General features: G+C 29.6%; 10 protein-coding genes and 1 pseudogene. 10 read left to right on the forward strand and 1 reads right to left on the reverse strand.

Annotated elements, in window-relative coordinates:
- Positions 1-60 precede the first annotated feature (60 nt).
- The 4 genes and pseudogenes from ACNI28_RS11260 to ACNI28_RS11275 all read left to right on the forward strand — a co-directional run.
- A complete protein-coding gene (locus tag ACNI28_RS11260) occupies positions 61-504 on the forward strand; it encodes a cache domain-containing protein (RefSeq protein ID WP_419764346.1) in 444 nt (147 codons plus the stop codon).
- 81 nt (positions 505-585) lie between these two features.
- Positions 586-2,460, forward strand: a complete 1,875-nt coding sequence (locus ACNI28_RS11265; RefSeq protein WP_419764347.1) for a methyl-accepting chemotaxis protein — start codon at positions 586-588, stop codon at positions 2,458-2,460.
- Positions 2,461-2,563: 103 nt separating this feature from the next.
- Positions 2,564-6,928 (forward strand): PAS domain S-box protein, encoded by a 4,365-nt coding sequence (locus tag ACNI28_RS11270; protein ID WP_419764348.1) that lies wholly within the window; start codon positions 2,564-2,566, stop codon positions 6,926-6,928.
- Positions 6,929-7,989: 1,061 nt separating this feature from the next.
- Positions 7,990-8,940 (forward strand): annotated as a pseudogene (locus ACNI28_RS11275) (methyl-accepting chemotaxis protein); the annotation flags it as partial.
- 15 nt (positions 8,941-8,955) lie between these two features.
- Here ACNI28_RS11275 and ACNI28_RS11280 read toward each other — a convergent pair.
- Complete coding sequence (locus tag ACNI28_RS11280) at positions 8,956-9,210, reverse strand: helix-turn-helix domain-containing protein (RefSeq protein WP_419764349.1); 255 nt, start codon at positions 9,208-9,210, stop codon at positions 8,956-8,958.
- A 112-nt stretch (positions 9,211-9,322) separates the two neighbouring features.
- On the opposite strand from ACNI28_RS11280, the gene ACNI28_RS11285 reads away from it, so the two are divergent.
- The 6 genes from ACNI28_RS11285 (at position 9,323) to ACNI28_RS11310 (ending at position 14,580) form a co-directional block, all read left to right on the forward strand.
- Positions 9,323-9,601, forward strand: a complete 279-nt coding sequence (locus ACNI28_RS11285; protein WP_419764350.1) for a hypothetical protein — start codon at positions 9,323-9,325, stop codon at positions 9,599-9,601.
- Positions 9,595-11,517 (forward strand): methyl-accepting chemotaxis protein, encoded by a 1,923-nt coding sequence (locus ACNI28_RS11290; RefSeq protein WP_419764351.1) that lies wholly within the window; start codon positions 9,595-9,597, stop codon positions 11,515-11,517. The genes ACNI28_RS11285 and ACNI28_RS11290 overlap by 7 nt, the downstream gene beginning before the upstream one ends.
- A 135-nt stretch (positions 11,518-11,652) precedes the next feature.
- Positions 11,653-11,787: a hypothetical protein gene (locus tag ACNI28_RS11295; RefSeq protein WP_419764352.1), complete on the forward strand. Its 135-nt coding sequence runs from the start codon at positions 11,653-11,655 to the stop codon at positions 11,785-11,787.
- 529 nt (positions 11,788-12,316) lie between these two features.
- A complete protein-coding gene (locus ACNI28_RS11300) occupies positions 12,317-12,934 on the forward strand; it encodes a hypothetical protein (protein WP_419764353.1) in 618 nt (205 codons plus the stop codon).
- A gap of 15 nt (positions 12,935-12,949) precedes the next feature.
- Positions 12,950-13,333 (forward strand): PAS domain-containing protein, encoded by a 384-nt coding sequence (locus ACNI28_RS11305; protein WP_419764354.1) that lies wholly within the window; start codon positions 12,950-12,952, stop codon positions 13,331-13,333.
- 11 nt (positions 13,334-13,344) lie between these two features.
- The gene (locus ACNI28_RS11310; RefSeq protein ID WP_419764355.1) at positions 13,345-14,580 is read left to right on the forward strand and encodes a methyl-accepting chemotaxis protein; all 1,236 of its coding nucleotides are present in this window, start codon (positions 13,345-13,347) and stop codon (positions 14,578-14,580) included.
- The last annotated feature ends 74 nt before the right edge of the window (positions 14,581-14,654 follow it).

Raw genomic sequence — 14,654 nt, forward strand, 5'->3', positions numbered from 1 at the left:
ACCGAAATGTGACCATTGATTTGTTATACTTTTATCGAAATTAAATCAAAAGGACAAAATATGTTTTCAAAGATTGTAAAAATAGGTTTAGGAGTAGCTTTATGTTCAACTCTTAGTTTCGCTACAACTGCTGATGAGGCAAAAACATTTGTTGAAAAAGCTGCAAAGCTTTGTGCAGAAAAAGGTGAAGCTGAATGTATAAATGCTTTTAATGTTAAAGAAGGAGAGTTTATCCAAGGTGAGCTTTATATATTTGGCTATGACTTTAACGGAACAGTAAAAGCTTTTGGTGGAAAACCACAAATGGTTGGTAAAAATCTTTTTAACTTAAAAGGTGCTGGTGGTAAAATGCTTATCCAAGAGTTGGTTAAAACTGCAAAAACAGGTGAGGGTTGGGTAGATTATAAATGGTCTAATCCAGTAACTAATAAAATTGCAGATAAAACATCATTTGTTAAAAAAATAAATGATAACTTTTGGATTGGTGCAGGGTATTATAAATAATACAAACTACTTTAAACTCTTGGTTTTTTAATCAAGAGTTTGATGATTTCATATACTCAAATATATCACTAGGACATTTATATGTTAATTCTTAATAATCTTAAAATCACAAAAAAGTTATTGATTCCTTCTGCCATTGGCGTTATTTTCTTAATCATACTTGCAATATTTGCAAATAATGCATTGCAATCTGATAAAAATTCTTTAAATAATATTGTAAAAATCAAATTTACTTTGTATAAAAATAGTAGTGTTCTTTTAGAAGACTTAAATTTATATAATTCAATACTTTTCAAAACTTTTAATTATGTAAGTAATGGCTATGACCAAGCTATAATAGAAGAACAAATAAAATCTTTAAATGAGTTAGATAAAAATATTGATCATGAGTTGAAATTGTTAGTTTCAAATAAAAATGTTGATAAAAAAACACAGCTTTTGTTAAAAGAAATTGAAAAAAATATCAAAGAATATAAAAAAAATGTCAAAGATGCCCTTGAGTTATTAAATATTGATATTGGGATTGCAACACCTATGTTATCAACTACTGAGAAATTCTTTTCGCTAGCTGGTAAAGGCTTAAAAGGTATAAATGATATGGCAGATAAAGACAATACTCAAAGTTATGAAAGTGCATTAAAAACAATTAATAACACTTTAAATACTTTGTATGTTTTGGTTTTCATATCACTTGTTTTTGCTATTGTTGCGACTTTGATGGTCTCAAATTCTATTAAACAACCTTTAAATACCTTCCAATCAGGACTTTTAGATTTCTTAAAATATATGAATAGAGAAACTTCACAAGCAGAGTTAATCCAACTAAAAACTACTGATGAATTGGGAGAAATGGCAAAAAATGTTAATCATAGTATTGAAGCTATAAAAGCTGGTATCGAAAGTGATAAAGAACTTGTAAACAATGCTATCAAGTCAACAAATGAAGCCAAAAAAGGTTTTCTAAATGTAAGAATCATAGGAGAAACTACAAATCCCTCTTTAAATGAATTAAAAAATGTAATAAACGAGATGTTAATTGCTATTGAAAGAAACATAAAAAGTGTAATGGAAGTATTGGCTAAATATTCAAGTTATGATTATAGACCAAAAGTTGATATTCAAAATCTAGATGGAGATATAAAAGAGCTTTGTACTGATATAAATAGTCTAGGAACTGCTGTTACAAATATGTTACTTGACAATAAAAAAGTTGGTTTAACCTTATCTACAAGTGCTAAAAATCTTTCTAGCAATGTTGATAATTTAACAAATGCCGCAAATAACCAAGCAGCTTCTTTAGAAGAAACAGCAGCTTCTGTTGAAGAGATTACTGCAAATATGCAAAGTAGTTCAGAAAATATTTTACAAATGACTTCTTATGCAAACGAAGTATCTAGTTCTGTAACTACTGGACAAGATTTAGCAACAAAAACAGCTTTGGCAATGGATGAGATAAATACACAAGTAAACTCAATCAATGAAGCTATTTCAGTGATTGACCAAATATCTTTCCAAACAAATATCTTATCTCTAAACGCAGCAGTAGAAGCAGCCACAGCAGGAGAAGCTGGAAAAGGATTTGCCGTAGTTGCCCAAGAAGTGCGAAACCTAGCTACAAGAAGTGCAGAAGCAGCACATGAGATAAAATCAATAGTAGAAAATGCAACTTCAAAAGCAAATGATGGAAAATCTATTTCAAGTGAGATGATAAAAGGGTATGAAAATCTAAGTCAAAATATACATAATACTCTTGAACTCATAGATAAAGTTTCTTCTTCATCAAAAGAACAATTTAGTGCAATGGAGCAAATAAATGATGCAATAAATACTCTTGATAAAGTAACTCAACAAAATGCAACCACGTCAAGTGAAGCAAATCAAGTTGCAAGTGAAGTTAATCAAATTGCACAACAAGTTGTGCAACAAACTGAAGAAAAAGAGTTTGATGGTAAATAAAACAGACAAAATTGTGAAAAGTAACATATTTATGTTCCATATGTGACCGATACGTGACTGTTGATTTGATAGAATATATTAAATATTAGTACGAGGTATATTTATGTCATCAAAAGTAGAAACTCCTTTGAAACAACACTGTATGTTCAGGAATGCAAGAATTGGAATCGCAATTTGCGATATGGATACAAATTGTATCAAAAATGTCAATTCTGTATTTGTATCAATATTTGAAAAAGATGAAGAAGATATCATAGGAAAACCAATAGATACTATATTCCCTATAGATGAGAGTATTTATTTAACAGATTTTAATAGTTCAAAACTAGCCAATATTGGCGATTTTTCATTTGAAACTAAATATGCCAAAGAAATCGGGATAATTCAGTTGTTTGTTCACTTTACTATTATTGATAACAAACAGTTGCTTGTTCATGTTATAGATTTGAGTTCTAATCAATGTTCTAGAGATGAACTTCTAACTTTAACTGAAAATCTTCCAGGATTTGCCTATAAATATCAAGAACAAACTTCTACTTCACAAGAAAAATTTTTGTATGTGAGTAAAGGTGTAAAGGATATTTATGGGATTAGTATCAATGAAGCTTTACAAGATATATCTTTAATACGAAAATTAATACATCCTGAGGATATGCCATCTTTTCAAAAGGCTATTGAACACTCTAGTAAAACACTTACTCTTTTTCATCAGAAGTTTCGTATAAATCATCCTCAAAAAGGATTGTTGTGGTTGGAAACTAAATCTACACCTAAAAAAGATTTAAAAAATGGAAATCTTATTTGGCATGGTATTACAGTTGATATTACAGAAGAGAAAAAAATAGAAGAAAAACTTAAAACAAGTGAAAAAAAATATCGTACTTTGGTAGAAAATGCAAAAATACCGATATATAGATTTGATAAAAACTTTAAAAGACTATATGTAAATTCAGAAGTTGAGAAACTAGTAGGAAAAACTCAGGATGAGCTTATTGGTAAAACTCCTTTTGAAGTAAAACTAATAGAAGATGACTCTATTGATGATTTGAAAAAGGCATTAGATAATGTAGTAAAAACCAAAGATACTACTTCTGTAGAATTAAAATTTATTTTGGCAAATAATACAAGAAAATATTTTATGCATAATCTTATTCCAGAATTTGACGATGAAGCTGAAGTGGAGAGTATTTTAGCCATAAGTATTGATTTGACAGCCCAAAAAGAGTTGGCTCAAAAAGAACGTGAATTTCGTACTATTCTTGAAAATGTTGATATTCCTATTTATAGATATGATAGTGATATTCGTAGAATATTTGTAAATCCTGCAGTCGAAAATTTAACTAAAATACCTATTTCTGAACTTATAGGTAAAACACCTCTTGAGTTAAAGATTGTTGAAACGGATTTTGAGGTTGATGTCGTAGAAGATATTCGTAAAGTTTTCACGGAAAAGGAATCTACTTTTACTGATGTTGTATTTACTTTAGATGATGGTTCAAAAAAATATTTTAGACAAAAACATTTACCAGAGTTTGAAGAAGATGGTACAGTAAAAAGTGTTTTATCTATAGGTCATGATATAACTATTGAAAAAGAATTAGCTAATAAAGAGCAGGAATTTCGTACTTTAACAGAAAATTCTCATGATATTATTGTCAGATATGATTGTGATCTAAAAAGAGTTTATGTTAATCCTGCTTATGAGAGTATAAATAACACTACTGCCAATGAAGCATTAGGAAAGACCCCCTCTGATAAATCATGGGTTATCTCAGGTATGGTTTCCTCATACGAAGAACAACTTAGATTGGTCATTGAAACAAAAAAAGCTGGAACTACAGAGTTCTCATTTGAAGATAAAAATGGAAGGACAATTTATTACAGTCAAAATCTAATACCTGAACTTGACAGTGATGGGAAAGTTAGCACTATTTTGACCGTTGCCCGTGATATTACTGAACGAAAAGAGATGGAAAAGCAATTGCTTAAACAAAACAAATTTCTTGATTCAATACTAAATGCTATTCCGCTACCGGTTTTCTACAAGGATACAGAAACTAGGTACAAAGGTTTTAACAAAGCCTTCGAAGAGTTTTACGGCAAGAAGAAAGAGGAATTGATAGGGAAAGGGGTTTTTGACCTTTTCCCCAAAGAACAAGCACAAGTTTACTTTGACGCCGATGTAAATATATTTCGCGATGGCGGAACCCAAATATATGAGACAAAATTACAAGATGCACAGGGAGTTGATCATGATGTAATGTTTCATAAATCAGTTTATTTGGACAATGAAGGAATGGTTGCAGGTCTAATCGGTACTATTTTAGATATTAGCGAACGGAAAGTTCAAGAGAATAAGTTGATAGAAAAAGAAAAAGAGTTTAGAACTCTCGCAGAACATACTCATGATACTATAGCTAGATATGACCATAATTGTATAAGAACGTATGCCAATCCAGCATTTTCAAATATATCTGGTAAGGATATAAAAGAGTTGCTTGGTAAAAAACCTACTCATTATTATAATTCTTCTGATGCTATAGCTTATGAAGAAACTATAAAAAGAGTAATCACAACTGGTATTGAAGAGGATTTTGAATACTCTTGGCCGGATAAAGATAAAAATAAAGTCACAAGTTATATCAGACTTGTACCTGAAAGAGATAGTTTAGGTAATATTGAAAGTGTTTTGGCAACTGGACGAGATATTACAAAACTTAAGAAATATGAAGAGGAGATAACCAAACAAAAAGATTTCCATGACACTTTACTAAAAGGTATCGCAAAATCAGGCATGAGTGTTACTGTTATTGAAGATGGTAAATATATCTACACAAACAACATTGAACTAGCCATTGAAGATGGATACGATGAAAACGTGATGGAAAACAAACCGAGCTTTTTGGAAACTATACATCCTGATGAAAAAGAAAAAGTTATGCAAATATATGAAAAACGTTTGGCAGGAGAAGCAGTGCCAAATACTTATACTATAACCCAAGTCAATAAAAAAGGAGAAGAAAGAAAACATGAAGTTTCTGTGGTACTCATACCAAATACAACTCCTATTCAGACTTTAGTGGTAACCAAAGACATAACTGAACAAAAAAACATAGAAAAACGTATAGAGTTCATGGCACATCATGATATTTTGACTAAGTTACCAAATCGTATTTTAGCAAAAGATAGAACAGAACAACTTTTGGCTAGAGCAAAACGACTTGATGAAAAGCTTGCTATTTTATATATTGATTTAGATGGTTTTAAAAATATAAATGACTCTTTGGGTCATACCTTTGGAGATGAAGTTCTTAAATTAGTTGCATCAAGATTTAAAGATGTAATTAGAGCAACTGATATTATAAGTAGACAAGGTGGAGATGAGTTTTTGGTTAGTTTATCAGATTTAAACAATGAAAATGAAGTCATGTTTATTGCCAATAAACTTATTGATTCTTTGAAAAAATCATTTGTTATAAATCATCATACCTTATCTGTATCTGCATCTATTGGAATATCTTTATATCCTTCTCATGCTGATTCTTATGAGCGTTTACTTCAATGTGCAGATGCAGCGATGTATAAAGCAAAAGAAAATGGAAAAAATACTTATTGTGTATTTACCCAAAAAATGCAACATAATCTTATTGGACTATTTAAGATGCAAAATGATTTAAAAGATGCCATAAAAAACAAAGAGTTTATCTTGCATTATCAACCTCAAGTTGATATTCACAATAATGAGATAATCGGAGCAGAGGCTTTGATTAGATGGGAACATCCTCTTTTAGGAATGGTTCCTCCTCTGAATTTCATCTCAGTTGCTGAATCTATGGGATTGATTGTAGAAATAGGGGAATGGGTATTAATAGAGGCTTGTAAACAAGCTGCTGCTTGGGCTAAAAAAGGAAGAAAAATTTTAGTAGCTGTTAATATCTCGGCTGTTCAGTTTAAAAGAGGAAATCTAATAGAAGCTGTTAAATATGCCTTAAATGTCTCTGGGCTAGAAGCTAGATACTTGGAGTTGGAGTTAACTGAATCAATTTTGATAAATGACACAGAATCAGTACTTCAAACAGTAAAAGCTATCAAGGAGTTAGGTGTGCAGTTATCAATTGATGATTTTGGTACTGGGTATTCTTCTTTGTCATATCTTAAAAGATTTGCAGTGGATAAGCTGAAAATCGACCAATCGTTTATAAGAGAGATTCTTCTGGATAAAGATGATGAGATAATAGTAAAAACAATTATCCAAATGGCAAAAAGTTTCAATCTCAAATCCATAGCAGAAGGGGTTGAAAATAAAGAGATTCTTGATTTATTGAGAGAATTTGGCTGTGAAGAGGTTCAAGGATACTATTTCGCTAAGCCAATGGCTAATAAAGATTTTGATGAGTATTGTGAAAATGGTTTTAAAAGATTTGAAAAGGAGCAAATAAATTATGACTTGGAGGATTATGGAAGATGAAAATTAAACAAAAGCTTATGCTTTCAATTGGGGCTATTATAGTTACGTTTGGGATTGGTACTGCAATAAATATACATGAACTCAATGACGTAAAAGATATCAGTAAATTGACAGGAGAAGAGTCTGTGCCTTTTGCTTTACTTGCTGCTGATACGAAGTTTCAAAGTTGTCAAATCCAACAGTTCTTTACTGATGCTTCTTTAACCCAAGATAATGAAGTCATAAAAGAAGCAGAAGAAGCATATGCTATTTTTTTAAATGACTTATCTAAATTTGAAAAAATGTTTAAAGAGGAAAACGATACTGAATCTTTAGTGACCTTAAATGAAGCAAAACAAAAAGCACTAAAGCTAGTAGAATTGGGTAGACATATGGTGACCCAATATGCTACAAGTAAAGAATCAGGCGATGTGGTAATGGAAGAACTTGATAAGATTACCGTAGAATTAGCAGTTATTATTGATAAATTAAAAGCAGAACAATCAAATGAGGCTACATCCAACTCTTTATTGGTTATAGAAAAATCAAACAGTACCTTGATGATTTCTCTTATATTAGGTTTATCTGGTATTGTTATTGGGGTAGTAATAGGTATATTATTGACAAGACAAATCACAAACTCTTTAAATCATTTTAAAGATGGGCTTTTAAACTTCTTTGCTTACTTAAATAGAGAGAAAGAAACAACAGAACTTATCAGTATAGATAGTAACGATGAATTCGGAGAGATGGCAAAAGTAGTAAATGAAAATATTCTTCAAACACAAAAAAATATAGATGAAGACAGAAAACTAATCGATGAAACAATAGCAGTGTTGAGTGAGTTTGAACAAGGAGATCTGTGTCAACGATTGGATTTAAATGTTTCAAATCCAGCTTTGATGCAACTAAAAGATGTGCTAAATAAAATGGCAGATAATTTAGAAAGTAATATAGATAATGTACTTCATATAATAGAAGAGTACTCTTCTTATCACTACCTAAATAAAATAGATACCAAACATCTAAAAGAACATCTTTTAAAACTAGCAAGTGGAGTAAATGGTCTGGGAGATTCTATTACAGAAATGTTAGTAGAAAATAAAATCAATGGATTAACCCTAGATGAAAGCTCAGATATATTGTTGACCAATGTAGATAAACTAAATCAAAGCTCAAATGAAGCAGCAAGTTCTTTAGAAGAAACAGCAGCAGCTTTAGAAGAAATAACTTCAAATATCAGAAATAATACAGAAAATATTGCTCAAATGTCAAACTTTTCAAATAATGTAACCAATTCCGCTAAAGAAGGTGAAAAATTAGCTAACCAAACAACAGTAGCTATGGAAGAAATAGATGCACAAGTTATAGCTATAAATGAAGCAATAAGTGTAATAGACCAAATAGCCTTCCAAACAAATATCCTAAGCCTAAACGCAGCAGTTGAAGCAGCCACAGCAGGAGAAGCAGGAAAAGGATTCGCAGTAGTTGCTCAAGAAGTTCGAAACCTAGCTTCAAGAAGTGCAGAAGCAGCTAAAGAGATAAAAACTATAGTTGAAAATGCAACAAAAAAAGCAAATGAAGGTAAAGATATAGCTGGAAATATGATAGTTGGATATAGAACCCTCAATGAGAATATATCTCAAACTATTAATTTAATCTCTGATATTGAAAATGCTTCAAAAGAACAATTGACTGGAATAGAACAAATAAATGATGCAGTAACCCAACTTGATAGACAAACCCAACAAAATGCAATGGTAGCAAATCAAACCCATGATGTAGCAGTACTAACAGACCAAATAGCAAAACTAGTAGTAAGTGATGCGGATACTAAAGAGTTTAAAGGTCGTGAAAGTGCAAAGGCAAAGCCTATGACCGTACAAAAAAAACAAGAAAAAAAAGTAGAAAAACCAAAAAAAGAAGTAAAAACAGAAGCTAAAGCAAAATCTAAAAAGCCTACAAATACTACAAATAAACCCCAAGTTATAGAAAAACAAAAAGAAGATAATGACGATTGGGAGAGCTTTTAGGCTCTCCATTTTTTGCTACTTGGCTGTGGAGAAAAGATAACATATTGGTATATCCAATATCTTACTGATTTTATATAAATGTTCTACGTTGAAATGTTTACCATTTGTATAAGGTTCACATGCTGATACTAAGCTTACTGATTTGTATCCCATTTCATAGGATAAATCAAGTTGGGTAAGACCTCTTAGTAGTCTATACTTTTTGACATTTTGCCCGATTGTTCTATGTAATGCTTCTATTTCTGTGTTTGTAAAATTTTTTTTTGACATTGAAAACCTACTATAGTAATTTATTTACAACTAAGTTTAATTATTATATGATTTAAACTCAACCCACTATAGTGGTTTAATTAAAGAAGAAACCAAAAAATGAGTTAATAACATGAAAAATTATAATCACTTGACAAATAATAAAATAAAATTTTTAGATGAAAAAGAGTTGATACAAAACAATATATATCAATGGAAAGAAGAATTATATATGATATATACCATGTCTTCAGGTACTTTACTCAATCATGAAGTTGGTTTGGCTGATGAACAAATGTGTAAAGATACCCTAGAAGGAGTTAATAAAAACATAAAAGAACTAATCATTAAATTGGACAATTTTAAAGAATATATATATTTAAGTAATATAAATAAGGAGAAAGAATGTTAAATAAAATCAATATGAAGAAAAAGTTGTTAATTTTTCCTTCATTATTTATTTTAAGTATGGTTATAAGTGGTTTGATTTATTCAAATTTTAGTAGTGTTTCTGATACTAGAAATGAGGTAGCTTTTAAAACAGCACAATTCAAGCAAGATGTTTTAAAAGGAAGGATTACAGTTTATCAATTTTTGAGGCTACCAAATGATGTCAATGCAAAAAAAGTAGTTGATAGTTTTGGTGGATTGGATTCTAATGTTGAAACATTTAAATCAATGCTAAGTTTAGAGAAAAATAGAATCATTTGTGATGACATAGTTAGCCTATCAAAAAAATATATTGAGTATTTTAATGTATTTTCTTCTTTGCGGATTCAAGATTATGATTTAGGAATCATAGAAGAAACACAGGAGTTAAAAACAATTATCTCTAAAATGGTAAAAGTTGGCATATCTCTTGAAGCAAAACTAGAAGAGATAAATCAAAGTGCTTTAAAACTAAGGGAAGAATCAAACTCTACGCTAAAAAATATACTTCTTGGGATAGGTGTAATTGCTTCAATTATTTTTATCACAATTTCATTTCTTTTGTTGAAAAATATCATTAACTCTTTAGAAGAGTTCAAAACTGGTTTATTAAACTTTTTTAAATATCTCAATAGAGAATCAAATGAAGTATCAATGCTAAAAGATGAAGGAAACGATGAATTTGCCCAAATGGCTGTTGTAGTAAATGAAAATATAATCATAACGCAAAAAGGTATAGAAGAAGATAGAAAACTAATCGATGAAACCATAGCGGTACTAGGAGAGTTTGAACAAGGAGATTTATGTCAAAGATTGGATATAAGTGTTTCAAATCCAGCTCTTATGCAACTAAAAGATGTCTTAAATAAGATGGCAGATAACTTAGAGAATAATATTGATAATGTATTAGATATTATAGAAGAGTATGCTTCTTATACCTATTTAAATAAAATAGATAGTAAACATCTAAAAGAACATCTTCTTAAATTAGCAAGTGGAGTAAATGGTCTGGGAGATTCTATAACTGATATGTTGGTTGAGAATAAAATCAATGGATTAACTCTGGATAATAGCTCAGATATATTGTTAACAAATGTAGATAAACTAAACCAAAGCTCAAATGAAGCCGCAGCAAGTTTGGAAGAAACAGCAGCAGCCTTAGAACAAATCACAAGTAATATCAGAAATAACACTCAAAATATAGCAAAGATGGCAAACTATTCAAATAATGTAACAGCCTCAGCTTCCAATGGAGAGAACCTAGCAAACCAAACAACCCTTGCAATGGATGAAATAAATACCCAAGTAAACTCAATAAATGAAGCAATAAGTGTAATAGACCAAATAGCATTCCAAACAAATATCTTATCTCTAAATGCAGCAGTAGAAGCAGCAACTGCAGGAGAAGCTGGAAAAGGATTTGCAGTAGTTGCTCAAGAAGTAAGAAACCTAGCTTCTCGTTCAGCAGAAGCAGCAAAAGAGATAAAAACAATCGTAGAAAATGCAACAAAAAAAGCAAATGAAGGTAAAGATATAGCTGGGAATATGATAAATGGATATAAAGAGTTAAATGATAATATTTCACAAACAATAAATCTAATCCAAGATATAGAGATGTCAAGTAAAGAACAACTAATGGGAATAGAACAAATCAATGATGCAGTAACACAATTGGATAGACAAACCCAAGAAAATGCAATGGTTGCAAGTCAAACCCATGATGTAGCAGTACTAACAGACCAAATAGCAAAACTAGTAGTAAGTGATGCAGATACAAAAGAGTTTAAAGGTAGAAATGAAGTAAAAGCCAATCCTATAAACACAAAGGATTATAAATCTTTAGATAGTTCCACTGAAATAAAAAAACAAAATGCTACAGATGGCTGGGAGAGTTTTTAAAATTCTCCTTTTTATTTATGATATAATTGGATTTATAAAATAAATGGAGTGTGTTATGAACAAATCATATATTCTAGAATATTTGAAAGTTAAAAAGCATGAATTTAAAAAAATTATGGTATTACCACACTTGGATTGTATGGTAGTTATGCAAGAGATGAAGTAACTTCTACAAGTGATTTAGATGTAGAAAAAGTTGATTTTGTTTCATTGGATAGTATGAATCCTATCATAAAATATTATGCAGAAAAAGATTTTATTTATGTATAGTGAAAGAAATCTTGTTTATGTGTTTACAATGTCATTTCGCTTTTTTTAGCAATTAGAGAAGAATCTAAAAAAATTGATAAAGATTTAAATAGAATTCTTAAATGCACCACATAATAAACATTTAGATTATTTAGTAAAAGAATCTTAAAATGAAATAGAGGCAATTTCATATTTAGTTTTATCCTTAATTTTTTATAAATCTCCAATTCTAGAAATAATAGCAATTACATACCAAATGAAGCAAAAGCTAAAGAAAAAGCCAACAATAATGATGGCTGGGAAGAATTCTAAAAAATCTAATTTTTAAATCGAGAGTTTTAACTCTTGATTTTGTTAATAATCTTCTATAATACTTAATTTAAATAACTAGGTTCTAAAAATAATTAAAATATATACCAAAATGTGACCGTTTCGTGACCATTGTTTTGATATTATCAAAAATAATTTATTTTTATAAAAAATAACTTATAAAATGATACATAATAAGTAGGAGTAGATAAAAAGTTATCTGACTTTTTTGATATAAAATATGATTAAAAAACTATGCCCAAATAGAATAAAACCAAAGTTATTAAGAGAACAAAAAACAGAAGCTTTGCTTGTGTTTATAAGAACTACACTAGAAGAATCATACAAACAAATAGAAGAACGTGGCTATCAATTTGAACTTGGAGAACAAGAGGACAATGATTATATCTATAAAACTTTGGAGGATTTGTTAAGTAAGTTACAAGAGTGTGTTGTTAACTCCTCTTACCTTAGAAGTCTTATTGCAAGTGCAAACAAAAATCCAACTATGATGATAATTGCCAAAAAAGAAGAAGCCTTAATGGTATATTATGATTCTTTGGTAAAAGCAATAGAAATAAAACTACTTGATGGAACACCTTGGATACCAGAACTAGTTGTAATAGCACTTTTGAGTGAATGGATAGTTGAAGAAGAAAAATCTGTAGCACTATATCCTTTTTTGGCAGATTATGATTATCTGGATTTGATTTCAAGATATGATAAGGTTAAATTATCTTTAGATAAAGATAACAAAGAAGTAGTTATGAATATGTATCGAATATCATCACATATAATTGAAAAATTGAAAAATGCAAAATATAAAATTAATACAAAAAGAAATAAAAAAAGAAAATAAAGGGGTGGGTAAAAAATGACTGAAGAGGTGTTATTATCAAAAGATATTATGATAGTTTCTGAAACAGATGAGAAAGGAAAGATAATCTTTGCAAATTCAGATTTTTGTAAGATTGCAGGTTATACCATGGAAGAACTTATCGGACAACCACATAATATAGTAAGGCATAAAGATATGCCAAAAGTAGCTTTTGAAGATTTGTGGAAAACCATCAAAGCTGGAAGTATTTGGAAAGGGATAGTAAAAAATAAAACAAAAAAAGGCAGTTATTATTGGGTAAATGCAACAGCTTTTCCATCTAAAAAACCAAATGGAGAACTAAGATATGTTTCCATAAGAGTAAAACCAACAAATGAAGAGATAGAAAATGCACAAAAACTATACTCTACACTTGTATAAAGAGGTCAACCATGCTATTTAATAAAAAAAACAATAATGAAATACTTGATGTTTTAGAGAGCATTGAATTATATTTAAAAAATGATACAAATACCGTGCCAGTAGATAAATTTATAAATAAAAAATTTGATAAAGAAGTAAAAGATAAACTAGTATCAATTTGTGAAATAATAAATAAAAAAAATGATGAAGAACTAATGATATATGGCGAGATAATGTTAGTATCAGAAAAAATAGAAAAAGGTAATTTCAAAGATAAAATATATCATACAGATACATCAAATCCAAAACTTAATTATATTGCAAAAACAATAAATAGTTTGGTTGATAATCTTAATATAAATAGTCAACTAATACTAGATATCCTTAAATTATATTCACAACAAAATTATTTAAAAAAGATAGATAATAACAGTTTGCTTGGTGATTTTAAACTTTTAGCAGATGGGATAAATGGTTTAGGAGATTCTGTTACTCAAATATTAGTCACAAATAAAGAAAATGGTTTAATCTTAGATAAAAACTCAAATATATTACGTGAAAATGTAGATAATCTAAGTAATAGTTCAAATCAAGCAGCAGCTTCCTTAGAAGAAACAGCAGCAGCTTTAGAAGAGATAACTAGTATCGTTCAAAACAATATGCAAAGCATACATAAATTATCAGTTTTATCAGAAGAAGTAATATCTTCAACAAACAAAGGAGAAACTCTTTCAAAAAATACAAGTGAAGCCATGGAAGATATAAACAAAGAAGTAACTTCTATAAATGAAGCAATATCTATAATTGACCAAATAACATTCCAAACAAACATCTTAAGCCTAAATGCAGCAGTAGAAGCAGCCACAGCGGGAGAGGCTGGAAAAGGCTTTGCAGTAGTTGCACAAGAAGTAAGAAACTTAGCTTCAAGAAGTGCAGAAGCTGCAAAAGAGATAAAAGCAATAGTTAGCAATGCAACAAAAAAAGCCAACGAAGGTAAAAATGTTGCAGTAAATATGCTAGATGGATATGTACAATTAAATCGAAATGTTTCTCAAACTACAAACTTAATTTTGGATATTCAAACAGCTTCAAAAGAACAACTTTTGGGAATTGAACAAATAAATGATGCGGTCAATAAATTAGATGTTCAAACTCAAGAAAATGCAAATATAGCTTCAATATCAAATGATATTTCAATCCAAATTGATAATATTGCTAAACTAATAGTTGAAGATGCAGACTCAAAAGAATTTATAGGTAAATAAGAAGTTCAAAACTTCTGTTTATCTTAAATAATACAAAATAACTTTATTTTCTTCCTTTTTAAAAGGAAATAAAA

The organism is Arcobacter denitrificans (SeqCode), assembly GCF_048571185.1.
GTDB classification, from domain to species: Bacteria; Campylobacterota; Campylobacteria; order Campylobacterales; family Arcobacteraceae; genus Arcobacter; species Arcobacter denitrificans.